General features: G+C 68.4%; 16 protein-coding genes and 1 pseudogene. 3 read left to right on the top strand and 14 right to left on the bottom strand.

Annotated elements, in window-relative coordinates:
* Both ACQKIP_RS17820 and ACQKIP_RS17815 read right to left on the bottom strand, forming a co-directional pair.
* The coding region (locus ACQKIP_RS17820; RefSeq protein ID WP_427743402.1) for an FAD-binding and (Fe-S)-binding domain-containing protein at positions 1 to 2,307 on the bottom strand (2,307 nt) is incomplete at its 3' end.
* Between the two features lie 71 nt (positions 2,308 to 2,378).
* Positions 2,379 to 2,822, bottom strand: coding sequence for a MarR family winged helix-turn-helix transcriptional regulator (locus ACQKIP_RS17815; protein WP_365854438.1), 444 nt, complete (start codon positions 2,820 to 2,822; stop codon positions 2,379 to 2,381).
* Positions 2,823 to 2,939: 117 nt separating this feature from the next.
* Between ACQKIP_RS17815 and ACQKIP_RS17810 the strand changes: the two genes are divergently transcribed.
* Together ACQKIP_RS17810 and mltG are read left to right on the top strand one after the other, a co-directional pair.
* Positions 2,940 to 4,757, top strand: a complete 1,818-nt coding sequence (locus ACQKIP_RS17810) for an ABC transporter ATP-binding protein (protein ID WP_365854436.1) — start codon at positions 2,940 to 2,942, stop codon at positions 4,755 to 4,757.
* 46 nt (positions 4,758 to 4,803) lie between these two features.
* The gene (gene mltG, locus ACQKIP_RS17805) at positions 4,804 to 5,661 is read left to right on the top strand and encodes an endolytic transglycosylase MltG (RefSeq protein ID WP_365854740.1); all 858 of its coding nucleotides are present in this window, start codon (positions 4,804 to 4,806) and stop codon (positions 5,659 to 5,661) included.
* Positions 5,662 to 5,698: 37 nt separating this feature from the next.
* On the opposite strand, the gene ACQKIP_RS17800 is transcribed toward mltG, so the two are convergent.
* The 6 genes from ACQKIP_RS17800 to ACQKIP_RS17775 all read right to left on the bottom strand — a co-directional run bounded on the left by ACQKIP_RS17800 (position 5,699) and on the right by ACQKIP_RS17775 (position 11,109).
* Positions 5,699 to 6,826 carry an NAD(P)-binding domain-containing protein gene (locus tag ACQKIP_RS17800; protein ID WP_427743404.1) on the bottom strand — a complete coding sequence of 376 codons (1,128 nt, stop codon included), beginning with the start codon at positions 6,824 to 6,826 and terminating at the stop codon, positions 5,699 to 5,701.
* A gap of 60 nt (positions 6,827 to 6,886) precedes the next feature.
* Complete coding sequence (locus ACQKIP_RS17795) at positions 6,887 to 8,095, bottom strand: LLM class flavin-dependent oxidoreductase (RefSeq protein ID WP_365854434.1); 1,209 nt, start codon at positions 8,093 to 8,095, stop codon at positions 6,887 to 6,889.
* A 2-nt stretch (positions 8,096 to 8,097) separates the two neighbouring features.
* On the bottom strand, positions 8,098 to 9,141 hold the full coding sequence (locus tag ACQKIP_RS17790) for an ABC transporter substrate-binding protein (protein WP_365854432.1): 1,044 nt from the start codon (positions 9,139 to 9,141) through the stop codon (positions 8,098 to 8,100).
* 51 nt (positions 9,142 to 9,192) lie between these two features.
* The gene (locus ACQKIP_RS17785) at positions 9,193 to 9,972 is read right to left on the bottom strand and encodes an ABC transporter ATP-binding protein (protein WP_365854430.1); all 780 of its coding nucleotides are present in this window, start codon (positions 9,970 to 9,972) and stop codon (positions 9,193 to 9,195) included.
* Positions 9,945 to 10,868 carry an ABC transporter permease gene (locus ACQKIP_RS17780; RefSeq protein ID WP_365854428.1) on the bottom strand — a complete coding sequence of 308 codons (924 nt, stop codon included), beginning with the start codon at positions 10,866 to 10,868 and terminating at the stop codon, positions 9,945 to 9,947. Before ACQKIP_RS17780 ends, ACQKIP_RS17785 begins: the two co-directional genes overlap by 28 nt.
* 157 nt (positions 10,869 to 11,025) lie before the next feature.
* Positions 11,026 to 11,109 (bottom strand): putative leader peptide, encoded by an 84-nt coding sequence (locus ACQKIP_RS17775; RefSeq protein WP_349817350.1) that lies wholly within the window; start codon positions 11,107 to 11,109, stop codon positions 11,026 to 11,028.
* Between the two features lie 101 nt (positions 11,110 to 11,210).
* Here ACQKIP_RS17775 and ACQKIP_RS17770 point away from each other — a divergent pair, with 101 nt between their 5' ends.
* Positions 11,211 to 11,642 (top strand): secondary thiamine-phosphate synthase enzyme YjbQ, encoded by a 432-nt coding sequence (locus tag ACQKIP_RS17770; protein WP_365854426.1) that lies wholly within the window; start codon positions 11,211 to 11,213, stop codon positions 11,640 to 11,642.
* 261 nt (positions 11,643 to 11,903) lie between these two features.
* On the opposite strand, the gene ACQKIP_RS17765 is transcribed toward ACQKIP_RS17770, so the two are convergent.
* From ACQKIP_RS17765 to ACQKIP_RS17740, 6 genes and pseudogenes are all read right to left on the bottom strand, one after another.
* Complete coding sequence (locus tag ACQKIP_RS17765; RefSeq protein ID WP_365854424.1) at positions 11,904 to 12,443, bottom strand: hypothetical protein; 540 nt, start codon at positions 12,441 to 12,443, stop codon at positions 11,904 to 11,906.
* Positions 12,444 to 12,445: 2 nt separating this feature from the next.
* A complete protein-coding gene (locus ACQKIP_RS17760) occupies positions 12,446 to 13,657 on the bottom strand; it encodes a hypothetical protein (RefSeq protein ID WP_365854422.1) in 1,212 nt (403 codons plus the stop codon).
* Complete coding sequence (locus tag ACQKIP_RS17755; protein ID WP_365854419.1) at positions 13,654 to 16,656, bottom strand: DEAD/DEAH box helicase; 3,003 nt, start codon at positions 16,654 to 16,656, stop codon at positions 13,654 to 13,656. Before ACQKIP_RS17755 ends, ACQKIP_RS17760 begins: the two co-directional genes overlap by 4 nt.
* 11 nt (positions 16,657 to 16,667) lie before the next feature.
* Positions 16,668 to 18,347 carry a hypothetical protein gene (locus ACQKIP_RS17750; protein ID WP_427743397.1) on the bottom strand — a complete coding sequence of 560 codons (1,680 nt, stop codon included), beginning with the start codon at positions 18,345 to 18,347 and terminating at the stop codon, positions 16,668 to 16,670.
* A 347-nt stretch (positions 18,348 to 18,694) separates the two neighbouring features.
* Complete coding sequence (locus ACQKIP_RS17745; RefSeq protein WP_365854415.1) at positions 18,695 to 19,201, bottom strand: MarR family winged helix-turn-helix transcriptional regulator; 507 nt, start codon at positions 19,199 to 19,201, stop codon at positions 18,695 to 18,697.
* A 72-nt stretch (positions 19,202 to 19,273) separates the two neighbouring features.
* Positions 19,274 to 19,517: pseudogene (locus tag ACQKIP_RS17740) on the bottom strand (STAS domain-containing protein); the annotation flags it as partial.

The following is a 19,517-nucleotide window of genomic DNA, read 5'->3' as shown; positions in this document are numbered from 1 at the left end:
CCAGACGGGCCGCCCCGCGCGGGCGGAGACGGCGACCACCGCTTCGGGCAGGGAGCGATCGCCGGGGCTGCCGAAGATGCGGTTGACGCATGCCGGGTAGTACACGGCACTGGCGCCCGCGCGCGGGGTGCGCGGCAGCTTGCGGGCGGGCGCGCCGGGGATGCCGGGCAGCCACTCGGGGACCAGATCGGGGCGCACGGCCTTGCGCGCGGCGCGCGTGACCGAGGTCAGGAGCCGGTCGCTGATCCGGTCGGCGGCGCCCACCGCGAGCCGGGCGGCGGCTTCGACCGCCTTGAAGTTTTTGGCGGTGAACGCGGCTGCCTTCTCCTCGCGCGGCGAGTGCCGTGCGTGGCGGAAGTCCTTCATCAGGGCGCCGGTGTCGATGCCCACCGGGCAGGCCAGCTTGCAGGTCGAGTCGCCGGCGCAGGTGTCCACGGCGTCGTATCCGTACGCCTCGACCAGGCCGTCCTCGACCGGGGAGCCGGCGGCCTGGCGCATCATTTCGCGGCGCAGCACGATCCGCTGGCGCGGGGTGGTCGTCAGGTCCTCGCTGGGGCAGGTCGGTTCGCAGAAGCCGCACTCGATGCAGGGGTCCGCGATCAGCTCCACCTTGGGGATGGTCTTCAGGCCGCGGAGGTGGGCCTTGGGGTCGCGGTCCAGGACGATGCGCGGCGCGAGCACGCCGTCCGGGTCGATGACCTGCTTGGTGCGCCACATCAACTCCGTGGCCTTGGTGCCCCATTCGAGCTCCAGGAAGGGGGCGATGTTGCGGCCCGTCGCGTGCTCGGCCTTCAGCGAGCCGTCGAAGCGTTCGACGGTCAGCCGGCAGAAGTCGTCCATGAACGCGGCATAGCGCTCCACGTCCGCCGGCAGGGCCGCGTCGAAGGCGAGCAGGAAGTGCAGATTGCCGTGCGCGGCGTGTCCCGCGACGGCCGCGTCGAAGCGGTGCCGGGTCTGGAGTTCGAGGAGGGCTTCGCAGGCGTCGGCCAGGCGTGAGGGCGGCACCGCGAAGTCCTCGGTGATCAGTGTCGTCCCGGAGGGGCGCGAGCCGCCGACCGCCGTGACGAAGGCCTTGCGCGCCTTCCAGTAGCTCCCGATCGTCTTCGGGTCGCGGGTGAAGGCGTTGGTCACCGAGGCGACCGGCGCGACGAGTTCGAGGCCCTGGACGACCTTGGCGGCCGCCGCTTCGTACGCCTCCTGGCCCGCCTCGTCCGGTGCGCGGAACTCCACCAGGAGCGCGGCCGTGGACTTCGGGAGGCGGGCCCAGTCGGCGGGCACCCCGGCCACGCTGGTCGAGGCGCGCAGGGTGTTGCCGTCCATCAGCTCGACGGCCAGCGCGCCCGCTTCGTTGAACAGCGGGACCGCTGCCGCGGCGGCGGGCAGGGAGGGGAAGAACAGCAGGGCCGTGGTGACCTGCCGGTCCAGCGGCAGCGTGTCGAAGACGACCTGCGAGATGAAGCCGAAGGTGCCCTCCGAGCCGACCATCAGGCCGCGCAGGATCTCCACGGGGGTCGTGCCGTCCAGGAACGCGTCCAGGCGGTAGCCGTTCGTGTTCTTGATCTCGTACTTGGCGCGGATGCGGGCGGTGAGCTCCTGGTCCGCCTCGATCTCCCGCTTGATCGCCAGCAGGCCCTCGCACAGGGCCGGCTCGGCCTGCGCCAGCTGCGCGTCGGCGTCCGGCTGGGCGGTGTCGACGACCGTGCCCGTCGGCAGGACGAAGGTCAGCGAGGCCACCGTGCGGTACGAGTTGCGGGTGGTGCCCGCCGTCATCCCCGATGCGTTGTTCGCGACGACCCCGCCGATCGTGCAGGCGATGGCGCTCGCCGGGTCGGGGCCGAGCACGCGTCCGTGCCGGGCGAGGGTGGCGTTGGCCCGCAGGATCGTCGTGCCGGGGCCGATGCGGGCCTGCGCGCCGTCCCCGATGACCTCGATGCCCGCCCAGTGCTTGCGCACGTCGACCAGGATGTCCTCGCCCTGGGCCTGGCCGTTGAGGGACGTGCCTGCCGCGCGGAAGACGACCTCGCGGCTCCTGCCGTGCGCGTACGACAGGACGGCGGAGATGTCGTCGATGTCCTCGGCGACGACCACGACCTGCGGCACGAAGCGGTAGGGGCTCGCGTCGGAGGCGTACCGCACGAGGTCGGAGATATTCGTGAGGACCTTGTCCGCGCCCAGGAGCGCGGACAGCTCCGAGCGCAGCGGCTCGGGGGTGCCCGCGGCCTGCCGGTCCGGCACCCGGTCGGGGGCCGGGCCCTCCGTGCGCCGTGCGGGGCGCAGGGCTTCCGGCTTGGGCTCCAGGAACGGCATGAGCTCTCCTCGGCGGGGTCGTGCGGGCGGGTCGGGGCGGGGCGGTCAGCGCTGCCGGAGGGCCGGGGCCGTCAGCAGCGACGGCCTTCCGGCACATCGAACAGTGCGTTCAGCAGGCCGCCCAGCTGCTCGCGCTGCTCGGCGTCCAGTGGGGCCAGGATGTCCTCTGCGGCGGCCCGGCGCGCGCTGCGCAGCTCCCGCAGGGCCTTGCGTCCGGTGTCCGTGAGCTCGATGCGGATCACCCGGCGGTTGGCGGGATCGGGGACGCGGCGCACGTGATCGCTGGCCTCCAGTGCGTCGACCAGGCTGGTCACGGCGCGCGGGACGACTTCGAGGTGCTGGGCGAGGTCGGCCATGCGCGGCGGCGTGTCGTATTGCGCGAGGGTGCGCAGCAGGCGGGACTGGGCCGGGGTGATGCCGATCGGCACCAGATGGCGCTTCTGGATGCGGTGCAGCCTGCGGGTCAGCCGCAGGAGCTGTTCGGCGAGCAGTCCGTCGGCGTCCGGGGTGTCCATGCGGGAACAATATCAGGACCTTGTGCATTGTGAGTATAGGTAACAGTGAGCTATGCTCCCTCAGTCATCGTCGGCCGTATCTCCGGCCGGCGGCCCTCTCGCCTCCCGTAGGAGCCCATGCGTCACGACGAACCCAAGTGGACCCCGCAGCCGCCGGTCCCCGGTCAGGAGGAACAGCCGCGGCAGATCCGCCGCATCCTGCGCCTCTTCCGCCCCTACCGCGCCCGCCTCGCGATCGTCGGCCTGCTGGTCGGCGCCGCCTCGCTGGTCTCGGTCGCCACCCCCTTCCTCCTGAAGGAAATCCTCGACACCGCCATCCCCCAGGGACGGACGGGCCTGCTGAGCCTGCTCGCCCTCGGCATGATCCTCAGCGCGGTCGTCACCAGCGTCTTCGGCGTCCTGCAGACCCTGATCAGCACGACGGTCGGCCAGCGCGTCATGCACGACCTGCGCACCGCGGTCTACGGCCGCCTGCAGAGCATGTCGCTCGCCTTCTTCACCAGGACGCGCACCGGCGAGGTCCAGTCCCGCATCGCCAGCGACATCGGCGGCATGCAGGCGACGGTCACCTCCACCGCCACCTCCCTGGTCTCGAACCTCACCAGCGTGATCGCCACGATCGTCGCGATGCTCGCCCTGGACTGGCGCCTGACGGTCGTCTCGCTGCTCCTGCTGCCCGTCTTCGTGTGGATCAGCCGCCGGGTGGGCCGCGAACGCAAGAAGATAGCCACCCAGCGCCAGAAGCAGATGGCCGCGATGGCCGCGACGGTCACCGAATCGCTCTCCGTCAGCGGCATCCTGCTGGGCCGCACGATGGGCCGCTCCGACTCCCTGACCAGGACCTTCGCCGACGAGTCCGAGCGCCTGGTGGACCTGGAGGTCCGCTCGAACATGGCGGGGCGCTGGCGCATGGCCGTCATCTCGATCGTCATGGCCGCCATGCCCGCCGTCATCTACTGGACCGCGGGCCTGGCCTTCCAGATGGGCGGCCCCACAGTCTCCATCGGCACCCTCGTCGCCTTCGTCTCGCTCCAGCAGGGCCTGTTCCGGCCCACCGTGAGCCTGCTGTCCACCGGCGTCCAGATCCAGACCTCGCTCGCGCTCTTCCAGCGCATCTTCGAGTATCTGGACCTGCCCGTCGACATCACCGAGCCCGAGCACCCCGTGCGCCTGGAGACGATCAAGGGCGAAGTCCGCTTCGAGGACGTCGAGTTCCGCTACGAAGGGGACGAGGGCCAGGGCCGCCCGATCCTCGACGGCATCGACATCACCGTCCCCGCCGGCGCCAGCCTGGCCGTGGTGGGTCCCACCGGCTCGGGCAAGTCCACCCTCAGCTACCTGGTGCCCCGGCTGTACGACGTGACGGGAGGCCGCGTGACCATCGACGGCGTCGACGTGCGCGACCTGGACTTCGACTCGCTGGCCCGCGCGGTTGGCGTCGTCTCCCAGGAGACCTACCTCTTCCACGCCTCGGTCGCCGAGAACCTGCGCTTCGCCAAGCCCGACGCCACCGACGAGGAACTGATCGCGGCGGCGAGCGCGGCCCAGATCCACGACCACATCGCCTCCCTGCCCGACGGGTACGACACGGTGGTCGGCGAGCGCGGCCACCGTTTCTCCGGGGGCGAGAAGCAGCGCCTGGCCATCGCCCGTACGATCCTGCGCGATCCGCCGGTGCTCATCTTGGACGAGGCCACCAGCGCCCTGGACACGCACACCGAGCACGCCGTGCAGGACGCCATCGACGCCCTGTCCGCCGACCGGACGACGCTGACGATCGCCCACCGGCTCTCCACGGTGCGCGGCGCCGACCAGATCGTGGTCCTGGACGCCGGACGCACCGCCGAGCGCGGCACCCACGAGGAACTCCTGGAGCGGGACGGCCGCTATGCCGCCCTGGTACGTCGAGACGCTCAACTTGAGCCCGCGACATGAAAATATGCTCGGTATGTCCGCATTTGCGGGATAATGTGCCCGCATGCTGCAGACCAAGACTCCGCGCCGGGGCACGATTCGACTGACGCGTCGGGGCCGGATCGCCCTGATCGCGACCGGAGCCGTCGTGGCGGCCACCGCCGTGGCGGTGCCGCTGCTGCTCCCGGACGACAGTGCGCGCCCCCAGACACTGACCATCCCCGAGGGCTGGCGCTCCAGCCAGGTGTACGGGGCTGTCGACAAGGCCCTCGAGGTGCCGGCCGGCACCACGAAGAAGGCCATCCCCAAGGCCCGTCTCAAACTCCCCGGCGACGCAAGCGGGAACCCCGAGGGCTACCTCTTCCCGGCCACCTATCCCATCGGCGACCAGTCGACCCCCGAGTCCGTGCTCTCGTACATGGTCAACACGGCCACCAAGAACTTCAGCGGCGGCCAGGTCACCGCGGGCGCCGACCGCAACGCCGTGAACGTCTATCAGACCGTCACCATCGCCAGCATGATCGAAGCCGAGGCGGGCTCCAAGGAGGACATGGGCAAGGTGGCCCGGGTCATCTACAACCGCCTCGAACAGGGCATGCCCCTGCAGATGGACTCGACGATCAATTACGCCCTGAACCGCTCGACGCTGAACACGCGCGACAGCGACACGAAGATCAACAGCCCGTACAACACCTACACGCGCATGGGCCTGCCCCCCACCCCGATCGGCAACCCCGGCGAGGAGGCGATGCGCGCGGCGACCAGCCCGACGCAGGGCGACTGGCTGTACTTCGTGACGGTCAAGCCGGGCGACACCCGCTTCACGTCGAGCTTCGAGGAGCAGCAGAAGAACGTGGCGGAGTTCAACAAGAACAAGAGCAAGGACGGCAAGGACGGCAAGGACGAGAACAAGCAGGCCGGCTAGCGGCCGCTAAACAGCCGGCGGACGCCGGTCACGGCCCTCACGCCGTGACCGGCGCCTGCGCGAGCAGCCGCTGGATGTCCCGCACCGCCGCACGCCCCGCCCGGTTGGCGCCGATCGTGCTGGCCGATGGCCCGTACCCCACCAGGTGGATGCGGGGATCGGCGGCGGCCCTGGTGCCCTCGATGCGGATGCCGCCGCCCGGCTCGCGCAGCCGCAGCGGCGCCAGGTGCTCGATCGCCGCCCGGAATCCGGTGGCCCAGAGAATGACGTCGGCATCCACGCGCCGCCCGTCGTCCCACTCCACGCCGCTCGGCGTGATGCGGTCGAACATCGGGAGCCGGTCGAGCACGCCGTCGGCCCTGGCCTGCCGGATGGCGTCGTTGACGGGCAGCCCCGTCACGGACACCACGCTCTGCGGCGCGAGACCCTGGCGTACCCGCTCCTCGACCATGGCGACGGCCGAGCGCCCCCAGTTCTCGTCGAAGGGGCCCTCGCGGAAGACGGGCGGGCGCCGGGTGACCCAGGTGGTCGCGGCGGCGTACGGAGCGATCTCCATCAGATGCTGGGTGCCCGAAGCACCGCCGCCCACGACGATCACCCGCTGCCCCTCGAAGGCCTCGGGCCCGGGATAGACGGCCGTGTGCAACTGCCGCCCGCGGAAGGTGTCCTGGCCCGGATAGCGCGGCCAGAACGGCCGGTCCCAGGTGCCCGTGGCATTGATCAGCGTGCGGGTGGCCCAGGTCCCGGCCGACGTCTCCACAAGGAGTCGTCCGCCGTGGCCCTCGCGCACCTGGTGGACGTCGACGGGCCGGTGCACCCGCAGGCCGAAGCGGTGCTCGTACTCCTCGAAGTACTCCCGGATGACCTCCGAGGAGGGCCGCGCGGGATCGGCGCCCGTCAGTTCCATGCCGGGCAGTGAGTGCATGCCGTGCACCTTGCCGTAGGTGAGCGAGGGCCAGCGGAACTGCCAGGCGCCGCCGGGGCGAGGGGCGTGGTCCAGGACGACGAAGTCGCGGTCCGGCTCGAAGCCGACCCTGCGCAGGTGGTAGGCGCTGGACAGGCCCGCCTGACCGGCGCCTATGACGAGCGCGTCCACCTCGCGCGCGTCCACCTGTGCATCCGCCTGTTGTGCCGCTGTGTGTGCGGCCGCGTCCCGTACCCCGATGTCGTTCACGCTTCTACTAACTCCATCGGGGCACGGGATCTTCCCCCGCCGGTGTTCGGGTCAGCGCCCGCCCGCCACCAGGAGCGGCGCGCCGCCCGGAGCGGACGCCGCACGCCCGTTCGCCGCGGACGCCGTGCCCGCGTGCGAGGCCGGAATCCGGGGCAGCAGCCCGCGCGCCGCCAGATCCGGGATCACGCCCTCGCCGAACCAGTACGCCTCCTCCAGATGCGGATAGCCCGAGAGCACGAAGTGCTCGACGCCCAGCGCGTGGTACTCCTCGATCCGGTCGGCGACGTCCGCATGGCTGCCGACCAGGGCGGTGCCCGCGCCGCCCCGGACGAGACCGACGCCCGCCCACAGATTCGGCGAGATCTCCAGGTCGTCGCGGGACCCGCCGTGCAGCGCCAGCATCCGCTGCTGGCCGACCGACTCGCTGCGGCCGAGCGCCTGCTGGGCGGCGGCGACGGTGTCCGGGTCGAGGTCGTCGAGCAGCCGGTTGGCAGTCGCCCATGCCTCCGCGGCGGAATCCCGCGAGATGGTGTGCAGCCGGATTCCGAAGCGGACCGTGCGCCCCTGCTCCTCGGCGAGCCCGCGAATCCAGTCGATCTTCTGCTTGACCTGCTCCGGCGGCTCGCCCCACGTCAGATACACATCCGTGTGCCGCGCGGCGACCGGACCGGCCGCCGCCGACGAACCGCCGAAGAAGATCTCCGGCAGCGGGTCCGGCGGCAGCGCGGTGAGCCCGCCCTCCACGTCGTAGTGCTCGCCGTGGAAGTCGAAGGGCTTGCCGCCCCACACACCGCGCACGACGGACAGGAACTCATCGGTACGGGCGTACCGGTGATCGTGGTCGAGATGGTCGCCGAAGCGCCGCTGCTCGGTCGAGTCGCCGCCCGTGACCACGTTCAGGAGCAGCCGACCGCGGGTGATGCGCTGGTACGTGGCCGCCATCTGCGCGGCGAGCACGGGAGAGATGACACCGGGCCGGAACGCCACCAGGAACTTGAGCCGTTCCGTGTGCTGGGCCAGGGCCACCGTCGTCAGCCAGGCGTCCTCGCACCAGGTGCCGGTGGGGGTGAGCACCGCCTCGAAGCCCAACTGCTCGGCGGCTTTGGCGATCTGGATCAGATAGTCGATGTCGGGCGCCCGCACACCGCTGACGGGGGTGACTCGGGAGCGCCTGACGCCGCCGTCGGTGTAGGCGTGCCGGTCGACGAGGGTGCGACCGTCGCCGCCGGTCGGCAGGAACCAGTTGAGGTGGACGGTCATCGTCAGGACTCCTTGGCGTACGAGCGCGGCTTGCTGGTGGAGGGCGGCAGGCTGCCGTTGAAGCGGGTGTCGACGAAGTCGCCGAAGTCCACGCGGCGCGGAATGAGCTTCTGGCCGGTGAAGGTGTCCGCGATCTCCTGCTCGGAGGCGATCACGTTCTTGTCGATGGCCACCGGGACCCGGGTGCCGTTGCTGCGCTTGACGGCGGCGAGCGCGGCCTCGTACGGCAGGCCGGTGTCCTTGGCCCACACCTTCGCCCACGCCTCGGGGTGGTCATAGACCCAGTCCTGGGCCTTGCGCAGCCGCCGCAGGTAGTCGGTGATCGCTGCGGACTTCTTCTTGTCCTTGAGGGAGTCGGGCGCCGCCACCTGGAAGCTGAGGCCGTTCACCAGGCCTTCGCCGTCGGTCAGAATGCGCCCCTTCTTGCTTTCGAGGACCTGCGAGGTGTACGGGTCCCAGACGGCCCAGGCGTCCACCTTGCCGCTGGTGAACGCGGCCAGGGCGTCGGCCGGTTGCAGATACTTGACCTTGACGTCCTTGAGGCCGAGCCCCGCCTTCTTGAGGGAGGCGATGAGCTGGAAGTTCGCCGACGAACCCTGGGTCACGGCGATGGACTTGCCCTTGAGTTCCTCGGTCTTCTTCAGGGACGAGCCGTTGGGCACGAGGATGGCCTCGCCCTTCGCGGAGCCGTGGTACGCGGCCACCGCGGAGATCTTCGATTTCGCTCCGGCGGCGAAGACGGGCGGCGTGTTGCCGACGGCGCCCAGGTCCACGGCCTTGGCGTTGATGGCCTCCAGGAGGGGAGGCCCGGAGGTGAACGTCGACCAGCGGATCTTGTACTTCAGGTCGTCGAGCTCCCCGGCGGCGCGCAGTACGGCCTCCGAACCGCCCTTCTGGTCACCGACGTTGAGGGTGAGCGACCCCTTGCCGTCGGTCCTGCCGCCCGCGCCGGCGGAGGAGGTGCTCGCGGAGGGGGAGCCGGAGCAGGCGGCGAGCAGCAGGGCCAGCGGGAAGAGCAGGGCGGGGGCGGCGATGTGTCGTCGCATGGTGAGTCCGTTCGGTGTAATTCGTGCTGTCGGGGGAGGGACGGCGGTGGTTCAGGCCGCGGCGGCTTCCGGCGAGGCATCCGCGTCCGCGTCGACGCCAAGACGTCGCAGCAGCTCGGCGCGCAGCTCGCCGAAGCGCGGATCGGAGATGCTGCGAGGCCGGTCCAGATCGACCCTGGTCTCGTATGCGATGACCCCCTCGTCCATGACGAGGACCCGGTCGGCCAGGAGTACGGCCTCCTCGACGTCGTGCGTGACGAGCAGGACGGCGCATCCGCGCCGCTGCCACAGTTCGTCGACGAGTCGCTGGGCCTTGATGCGGGTGAGCGCGTCGAGGGCGCCGAAGGGCTCGTCGAGCAGCAGCAGGTCGGGCTCGCGCACCAGGGCGCGGGCCAGGGAGGCGCGCTGGGCCTCGCCGCCGGAGAGCGTCTTGGGCCAGGCGTTCGTACGGTGCTTGAGCCCGACCTCCTCCAACGCCCGCTCGGCGAGGCCGCGTTCGGGCTTGCCCTTGAGGCCGAGCAGGACGTTGCGCCACACCCGCTTCCAGGGCATGAGGCGGGGCGCCTGGAACGCGACGGCCTTGCGGCGCGGCACGAGGACGGTGCCCTCGATGTCGCGGTCGAGCCCGGCGAGGATGCGCAGCAGGGTCGACTTGCCGCAGCCGCTGCGCCCGAGCAGCGCCACGAACTCGCCCGGTTTCACGTCGAGGTCGAGCCGGTCGATGACGGCGCGCCCGTCGAAGGTGCGGGTGAGGCCTTCGACGCGTACCGCCGAGGTCGCCTGCGTCGTGGGAGAAGCGGTCGTCACCGGCCGGTGAACGTCGGTCGCCATTGCAGCAGCAGCCTTTCGAGGGTGCGGACGATGAAGTCGGCGATGAGGCCGAGGAAGGCGTAGACGATCAGGCAGACGACGATCACGTCGGTCCGCAGGAAGTCCCGCGCCTGGACCATCAGGAAGCCGATCCCGGAGTCCGCGTTGATCTGCTCGGCGAAGACCAGGGCGAGCCAGGCGATGCCGAGGGAGTAGCGCAGGCCGGTCATCGCACCCGGCAGCGCGCCCGGCAGGATGACGTGGCGCACCAGCCCCCACCGCGAGAGCCCCAGGGACTCCCCGGCCTCGATGAGCTGCGAGTCGACCCCGCGGATGCCCGCGTACACGTTCAGGTAGAGCGGGAAGGACACGCCGAGGGTGATGATGGCGACCTTGGGTGCTTCGCCGATGCCGAACCAGATGATGAACAGCGGGATGAGCCCGACGAAGGGCACGGTGCGCAGCATCTGCACGCTGGCGTCGACGAGGTCCTCGCCGACGCGGAAGAGCCCGGAGATCAGCGCGAGCGAGGTCCCGACGAGCGTGCCGATCAGCATCCCCACGGCGACCCGCTGGAGGGAGACCCCCATGGCGGAGGTCAGCGAGCCGTCGGCGAGAAGGTCACGGCCGACACCGGCGATGGTCCCCGGCGCGGCGAGGATGTCAGCGCTCAACGTGCCTGTGGAGCTGAGGAGTTGCCACAGGGCGAGGAGGACGAGAGGGCCGGAGGTGCGGCGCAGCCAGCGGGGGACGCGGGCGCGGCGGGCGGAGGCGGGGACGATGGGAACGAGATCGGGTTCGCCACCTGACCGGGTGGCGGTGCTGAGGTCGTCGTCGACGGTCTCGGCGGAAGGATCCGAATTGGATATACCCGAAATGTCGGATACAGGATCCGGCGGGGCATGGCTGATGCTCAAGGGTGCTCCACGGCAGGGCAGGAGGGAGGGATACCCGAAAGGCCGGCGCGGGGGCGACTGGATCTACTGGATCTACTGGATCAATCGCACGCAGGCGTCAGGGCAGCGAGAAGCAAGGGGTGAAGAGGTGAGGGGAGGGGCTGAGGCTGAAAGAGCGTCAGCAGCCTCGGCGACACGCAGCAGAAGCCACCCGCAGCAGGTCGATGTGACCGCGCGTGGTGAGCAGGGCTGAACGCAACATGCCGCAGAACGTAGCCAGATCGTCGGCGTACGGTCAATGGCGTCTCGAAAGGCGGACTCCACGTATCAGTGAATGGGAGTCCCGTGAGGGAAGATGGACCCATGTCCGACGCTTTCACCACACGTGTCCTGAACGTCACCACCGGCTCGCAGGAGAGGGTCTTCGACCTCACCGACGCCTGCCAGAACTTCCTGCGCGAAGTGTCATCCGGCCGCGACGGCCTGCTCAACCTCTTCGTCCCGCACGCCACCGCCGGCATCGCGATCCTCGAGACGGGCGCGGGCAGCGACAACGACCTCCTTGCCGCGCTGCACACCCTGCTCCCGGCCGACGACCGCTGGCAGCACCGCCACGGCAGCCCCGGCCACGGCCGCGACCACGTCCTCCCGGCCCTGGTCCCGCCGCACGCGACGCTGCCGGTCCTGGAGGGCCGCCTGGAGCTGGGGACGTGGCAGTCGGTGTGCTTGGTGGACACGAACGTCGACAACCCTGACCGGAAGGTGCGGCTCTCTTTTATCGGCCATAGGGTGTGACGGCTGTGTAGCTATACCTGCGCCAAGTTGGGCTGGCGCCGACTCTCGATCTGCCTGCCCGACATCTGGTGCCGCAATGGGCTAGTGCTCGCAGAGCCCCGTGGCCCTGAATGCCTCGTTGTGGACGAGCTAGATGAGATAGCGCGGTAGTGAAGCGGGAAGTTCGTCTGCACGGGCGAACTTCCCGATCTTGTTGGATCACTGTCTCATTCCGTCTGCTGGTTGTGCAGCGGCGGGACGTGCCAGTCCTGGCGGCGACATTCATAGTGGCTGGTTAGCCCCGAGGTCGGCGTAGCGCACAACCTGTCTGGCCAGACCTATGACCATGGTTGCCTCGGCAAGCGAGATCAGTATCAGCGGCCACTGCGGCGGTCCGAGTAGCCAGTAGACGACCAGTGCCGCAAGCGGTGCCCCGCAGAATGTCAGCAGGTCCACAGCAAGCTGGAAGCGTTTCCGTGAGCGGCGGTGTGCGTCGCGGCGGTGTGCCGATTCCCAGCCGAAGGCCTCTGCCTGGTCCGAGGTCAGCTCTGCAAGGCGGGGGGACAGTTCATCGCGAATATACCGACCTATGGCTGAAATCTTCTCATCGTTCACCAAGTAGGTCCACCCCAGAATGGTGGACAGCGGAGGGAGTAACAGAAGTAGTTCAAGGCGGATGCCCCGAGCAAGCGTCGAGCCGATAACCGCCGCCATGACCGCTAGGGTGGCGTAGATGAGGTTGTCACGGAAGCCGATACGCGCTCGCTGCTCTTGTTTGATCTGCTCGTACTCAGCAAGCAGAAGCTGGCCGGCGTCAACCACTTTTACTCATTCTCCAGTCGTGCCAGTTGGGATTCCAGGCCGCTGAGACCGGTCTTTTCTGCACCACGGCGTAGCCGAGTCAATTCTGGGACCTCCAGGTGCAGCTGGCGGGCCAGGCGAGCGATGAGTTCTTCGGCCTCGTGCCGAGTGACCTGCCGACGCGAGCCCATTCGTTGGTCCAGTCTGTGAAGGAGAGCAAGCTTGCGGGGTGTTTCCTCTGGGCACCACACGCGGAAGAAGAGACTGCCTGCCATGCGATAGCTGCCGATACGGGAGATCGGGATCCTCTTCTCGCCGAAGGCAGTGACGGGTAGAGACACGGACCAGGTGCCGTCGTTGTCCTGTTCCGGGGCGACCGCATCGAGGCCCTGCTCGCGAAGCCACTTCCGGGCGGACCGCAGGAGGCGTTCATCTGCCTCGGCGTCCATTTCCTCGTTATCGAGAGCGTTGATCAGCTCTGGAGTGCGGCTGCAGATCTCGCTGAGCTCCGGGTCGTGTGCGGTTCCGGCCTCGGCCTGGCCGTAGACCAAGAGCCTCTTTCTGTCGCGCACGAGGTAGACGGGCAGGAACACGAGCGTCTCGCTCAGGCACTCCACGGCATCCAGGGCAACCGGCAGGTTGAACTGGGCCCGGTCCTTGCGGTCCTTGAGGCGGTCCAGGGCTGACCGGTCGAAGCCAGATGTCACGTACATCGGTGTGAAGCGCGGGTGGTGGTCTCTTCGTAGCGCCCGGTCAAGTTCGCCGTCGGATAGAAGGGTCACGACCTCGTCGTCGTAGTGGGTTCGGGGCAGCGGGGTGCAACTCAGTGCCTCGAAGTACAGCTTGCGACGGTCTTGGTGGGTGACCACATAGCGGATGTCGTCGTCCACGGAGCGTTGCCCCAATGGTGTAAGAGACAGTCGGCCTCCGGACTCCTCCCGCAGGTGGCCGATTGCAATGAGGAAGCGTACGGCCTGCGCGACCAAAGCGTGATCCAGGGCGAAGAACGAGGCGAGTTCGTCCACAGTGTGCAAGGAGCCGTGACGCAGGCCGCGCTCCAGGAAACGGTCGATCAGGAAGAACGCTTCGCCCTCGGTGATGTCTGCGCGGATCTCCACCTGCCAGACTGGCAACAGCAGAGCGTAAAGCCGGGTTGGCACGAGGCCTTGGCCGAAGGCTGCATTTTCCAGAACTCGCTCTTCTGGGAAGTTCATCAAGCGGGGAGCAGTCGTCACGGTCGGCCTTCTCTTGGGGACAGGTCAGCGGTTTCGCTGTCCGGGACGACTTCGTCCAACGCTGCCATGACGTCCCGGTAGTCCTGCAGGTCGCCGCGGTCGAGTAGGTGCTGATGCAGGTCCCCGATGAGAAGGCGGAAGCCGGGATCGTCCGCCCGCATCAGGGTGCTCAGATCGCCTGCCAGAACCAGTTGACTCTTGGCGCGCGTGAACGCGACGTTGGCGCGGCGGAGCTCCTTGAGGAAGCCGATTCGGCCTTCGGGATTGCTACGGGTGAAGCCGTACAGGACGATGTCGCGCTCTCCGCCCTGGTAGGAATCGACGCTGCCGACCGATGCATCCGCTAGCTGAGAGTCACCGATCAGCGGAGTTAGGTGCCGGACAACCTCCAGGCGCTGAGCGAGATAGGGGACGATCACCACCCACTCGGAACCGCGGTGATGATAGAAGGCGGCAAGCCGGGCCAGGAGACGTGCTTCACAGGTGTTGAAGGGGCCTTTGCGGCCGGGGCCTTCGGTATGACGGTTCCCTGACTCACGACGTGCGCTGTCTGGCAGCGAGGCGGTGTCGACGAAGGCCATTGGGCTCGTGAACAGAGGGTCGGAATGGCGGTGGTCTTTCTCTGTGAGTAGTTCACCCCGGTAGAAGGCGGCGGAGATGAAGTCGGCAATCTCGGCGGGCATCCGACGCTGACGGGTGAGTTGCACGATGTGGGAGGAGGGCAGTCCGGCACGCAGACGTTCCATGGCGCTCTGGGACAACAGTCGGACCAGTTCGGGGTCGCCGTTGTCTTGAGCCCACGCATCCACTTCGGTGTCGCGGAAGGGGGGCAGTTGTCGGTCGTCACCGACCAGGACGCCACGGCGAACTCGAGTCAGTGGCACCAGGGTGTCCGCGACGCCGATCTGGCCAGCCTCGTCGACGATTCCCAAATCGAAGTCGACCCCGGATAGTTCGGGGCGAGACGCCGCACCGATGCAGGTGGCGCCGACTACCTGTGCGTACCGGACAAGCTCGGGCACTAGCTGGCCTGGGTCGTGGCTGATCGCGGCATGCCATTGCTGCGTGAGTTCCTGGCGTCGTGAGAGGAGCGGTAGCCAATCCGCGAGCTGCCTGTGCAGGGTGTGCAGCGAGGCTGCCGCGTCGGCCGCGACTGGCAGTCGAGCGGGCATGGGCACGCCTGGCACGGCAGCGCCAAGTGCTTGGACGGCCATGTCAGCGGCCTCGTAGGCCGACAGAAGGCTCTCGTCGAGGTGGCGTTCCGTCGTCTGGTATGCGGTTCGGGCCGCGCACACGGTAGCGTCCTCGCGGACTGCGCGCTCCGCCTCGGCGCTCGCCGCTTCCGTCTGTCGATGCAGCTCCGGGGCCAGCAGTTCGAGCCGCTGAATTTCGGCCGTCACTGTAGAGAGCTCCGCCTCCCGGCGCTGAGCGCGGGAGCGGTGCAACCGTCCCGTGAGAAGGGCGTTGGAACGCTGCCACTCGGTCTGAGCTCTTTCCTGAAGCCACGTGGCACGCTCGGGCAGAGATTGCATAGCCGACGTCCGTTCGTGCTCCTTGTGCCGCAACGTTGCCAGCTTCTCCTGGGCCGGTGCGGTTGCCGCTTGGATTGCCCCCTGCAGACGCTTGGCTGCGGCCTGCGCTTCCTCGATCAGTCCGTCGGCCTGGTGGACTCGAGAGGCGAGTTCGTCTGCCCACGGTTCTACGGCTGCTGCTTCCCGGTAAGCCTGCGTGCGCTGGGTCATAGCATGTCGGATTTCCTCGGAGAGGCTCTCCGACTGTTCCTCAAGGAGCAACGGTTTGACGTCGGCGTGCACCTTGCTCTCATCACCGATCCGGATCACCACGAGATCCCGAGGCAGTCGGGCCAGCACGTTGTCCACGGCGCGGTTGGTATGGGATGTGACGAGCACCCGGCCGCTATCGGCGGTGGTCGCCGTCGCAGCGGTGTGGGCGATCTCTGTGATGGTTCGGGTCTTGCCAGTGCCGGGCGGGCCGAGCACAACCAGCAGGTCCTCGGTGGTCAACGCTTTCCGGAATGCTTCAAGTTGTTCGGGGTCGAGCTGCTCGTTAGGCCGCACGTTCGTGACGGGGATCGTGCGCACTTGGTGCTCGACCACGGCCTTGAGGAGGCCGGCGTTCTTGGTGTCCTGTCTGCGAAGACTCGCCACGGCTTGCCGCTGCTTGTTGAAGATCACACTGCTCGGGATGAGCTGCAGCGCGCCACGTGCTGGCAAGCGGTCCCACGACACAGGCTGATCGAAGCGGACGGTGATGGAACCGGCGACCGCCCGGCCTACCCGCCCGCGGGTCTCTGTGTCGCCCTGAATATGAACAAAGGCGCCGGCCGGTGGCGACGCCGGCCCGATGAGGTTGAACTCGTAGACGGATTGCGGAGTGCTGCTGCGCTTGCCGCCGGTGGCGGTCAGGCGCTGATAAGGAAATGGAGCAGCTCGACGCTCTTCCTGGGTGGTGATCTCTTCTGTCGCATCGATCAGCCGGTCCACCGTGTCGAGGAACTTCGACTGGGCTTCGCTGACGAGAGGGAATTCCCGGTGCAGTGTCTGCGCCCGTCCAAGACTCTGCCAGGCATGTTCAATGGCCTGCCACTGGGCATCCGAGCCCTCGGGTATGGCTCTCAGCTCGAACACCATGCGCCAGGTAGGTGGGCGCACCAGGAGACAGGACCTGGCGAGGCGTGCGTGGTCGGTCAGGCGCAGGGGGTCGATTTGCTTAACGAAGTAGCCGGTCCCTCGATTTGTCGCCTCGAGGCGCAAGCGGTACGTACGAGTGTGGACCAGCAAGGAGGGCTTATATTTGCCATTGGCTGGGCTGACGCTCACGGGCGCGCCGCCGTCGAGCTGGTTCAGATCATGGACAATCCGCGGGATGTCGGGTGGCAGACCCGCGCTGGATTCGGCTTTCGTGCGGAGCTGGTTGTCAAGGCCGAGCCCTGGGACGAGCACAAGTGGAGTGCGCAAGCTAATTGTGGTGACGGGCATCGGCACGCTCCTCAGAGCTGGGTCGGCGGGACGGACCTCAGCTCGCGAGCAGCGGTGAGCAGAGCGAGACGGAGCGTACGGACCCCAGGGCGGGCCCGTGGGTCCGCATGCAGGGCGCCCGTCACCGCATGGACGAGACTGTCCGGTACGGAGGCCGAGCCACGGTAAGCAGGCAGCCTGGGCTCGGGGGTGCGGCCGGTCAGCGCGCGATATAGCAGCGCGCCTATTTGGTAGACGTCGGTAGCAGGCCCTGGGCGGGCACCTGAGCCGTAGCGCTGCTCCGGTGCCTGGTAGGGACCTGGATTCTCGCCCAGGCGGGGCGGGACGGTGGCGAGACCGAAGTCACGCAGCACCATTTGCTGGTGCATGACGACGGCGGTTGGCCGGAGCGCCCGGTGCGATAACCCCTCGCTGCTCAACTGCTCAAGAACGTGGGCCACTTCTGCGAGTCCCTTCACGATCGACCACAAGCGCAGCGGGTCAGTCGGTGCAGGTGGTTCGGGCAGCAGTGCGTGCAGGGTCTCTGAGGGGCGAGCGAGCTTTGGGTCACCTGGCCAAGCCAGTGCGAGTGTGGCGGTGTCCTTTCCGCGGATCAGCTGCACGATATCGGGGCCTTGGAGGTTTCGGCACAGCTCGGCCTCCTGTTCCAGCGCGGCCAGGGGGTCGAAGTGGCTAGGGCCGGGTAGCGGTTGTGTCCACTCCACTTGGCGCAGCCAAGCGTAGGCGTCGCGGGTGTTCCCGCCGGACACCACACGTGCCACCGCCTGACGTCGGAGTACATCCCCGTCCCGGGATTCGTGAAGCAGGTCTCCGGGGCCTTCGTACAGCAGGTACTCCTCTGCTTCCACCTTGACGACAGGCTGGCTGCCCCAGGCGGCTGGACCGGAGATGCGGTCAGGGCCGGAAACTACAACGGCCGTGGGCCCTTGAGATCGCCCATGAGCCGGTCGGCCGGCGGGACGCAGGTCGCGCAGCACCCGCAATGCGAAGGCGGCAGCGTGTCGCGCCGCGGTCTCCTGGGATCCCGCTGCGTCGCATGTGGCCTTTCCCGAGTCGGCGAAATCACTGATGCCGCGGATGGAGAGGGCCCGCACCGCGCGGTTCATCCGGGCCGCGTGAGTGACGCCGTGGCTTTCCATGTCGATGGCCACGGCGTCGTTGTAGTGAAGGCGAATCCGGCGGGCCGTCTCGGAGTCTTGGAAGGCGAGCAGTACATCGCCCGAGGCGATCGGCTCGAAGTGAACACGAGGCAGAGTGGCAGGGCGATGACTCGGAGGGAGGAAGGCCCACGGGTCGTTGCGTCGAGCGGAGCGCACCAATTGGTCCATGGTGTATGCCGGTTCCCAGGCATCAGGCCTGGCGGCGAAACCGTCCGTACTCTCACGCCCGCTCTGGTAGCCATAAACCCGCCTGGCGACTACCACATCACCGAGGTGGATATCGTTCTTGAGCGCACCAGCTACGCCGACGAAGAGCACCATCTCGGCGTCGAAGTACTCGATGGTGGGCTGAGTGACAAGGGCCGCGCGAGTGTTGGTGGGTCCCGTCTCCGCTAGTACTACGTCCCAGTTGAGGCCTGGTATCCGTCTGACGTCAAGGAGAGTGCCCTGCGGCAGCTCGACCTCGTGGACGTCCGCCATATGCCGACGTACTGCCTCGTATTCCACTTGCAAAGCAGTGAGCACGACCACGGTCGGTCGCTGCCCTCTCGCTCCCCCCAACGGAACCCTCGCCTTCACAGCTTCTGAGACAAATCTGACGACTCCCGGCGGTTGTACCGCGCGGCACATGAAGCGACAAGAGAATCACTTTAACTCGGTTTTCTTCGTGGGGCGTTCGTCGTGGCTCCCCTGTGACGAGATCCCCCCGGCGGACAGCGACGAGCGGACCAGTGCTATCGCCGCATCGGGCGACTGCCGGGTTCGATGCATCAGTTGAGTGGCTCTGAGCGGGGAAGCGGGAGGCACGCAGCGGCTACTGCGGATGATTTACATGAACAGTGTCAGAGCTACGCGGCGCGAGGTTCCGGCTGCCCAGGTCAAGCCGCATGGACGAACCCCGGTCTGCTCTCCTCCTCGGCTTCTTCTGCCGTGAGTTGGGCGTGCAGGCCCGCGAGGCCCTTGGCCAGGGCGCGGCGTTCTGCCTGGGGGAGGGCGTTGATGGCGGTGTGCAGCGTGGTCTCGCGCTGCTCGCGGATGCTCTGCAGGTGGGCTCTGCCCTCGGGGGTCAGGCGTAGGGTGACCTCCCGGCCGTTGCCGGGGCACGGCAGACGTTCCAGGAAGCCGGTGGCCTGGAGGCGGTCGCACATGCGGGTGACGGAGGGAGCGGTGGTGGCGAGCCGGGTGCACAGGGTCCGCATGCGTATCCCGTTCCCCTCGTCGCGGTCGACGAGGTACATCAGGCGTAGCTGCGAGGTGGAGACGGGGGCGAGGGCGGCGGAGCCTCTGGCGTGCTCCCACAGCACGTCGAGGTGTTCGACGATCTCGCCTGCGGACCGGGTGGCCTCGCGGGAGAAGCTGCGTGTGGTCGGCTGTCGTGTCGGCATGAGGATGCGCCCCGTCAGTGGGTCTGGCTCCCTCCCCGTGCCTGGTCGGGGAGCGGAGTGGGTGGAGTTGAGTCACGTGGGTGCCGTGCGGTCCTGCGAGCCGGCCGGGTCTGCGTCGCCGCCGGTCTTGGGGGGTTCCGCCGAGCTGCCGGGGGAGGGCTCCGCGCCGCTCGCCGCCGGCGCCGTGAAGTGGTCCAGGGTGCCGGTGAGGGTCAAAAGGCGGTTCAGTTTCGCGGGGCGGTCGTCCAGGTGGAGGCGGACGCCGGCCGCGGTGGTCCTGCGGTGGATCATCAGCAGGATCGACAGGCCCATGGAG

The organism is Streptomyces sp. NPDC059900, assembly GCF_050270335.1.
In the GTDB taxonomy this organism is placed as follows: domain Bacteria; phylum Actinomycetota; class Actinomycetes; order Streptomycetales; family Streptomycetaceae; genus Streptomyces.
The sequence above is the reverse complement of the archived record's forward strand: the minus strand, read 5'-3'. Positions and strand labels throughout refer to the sequence as shown.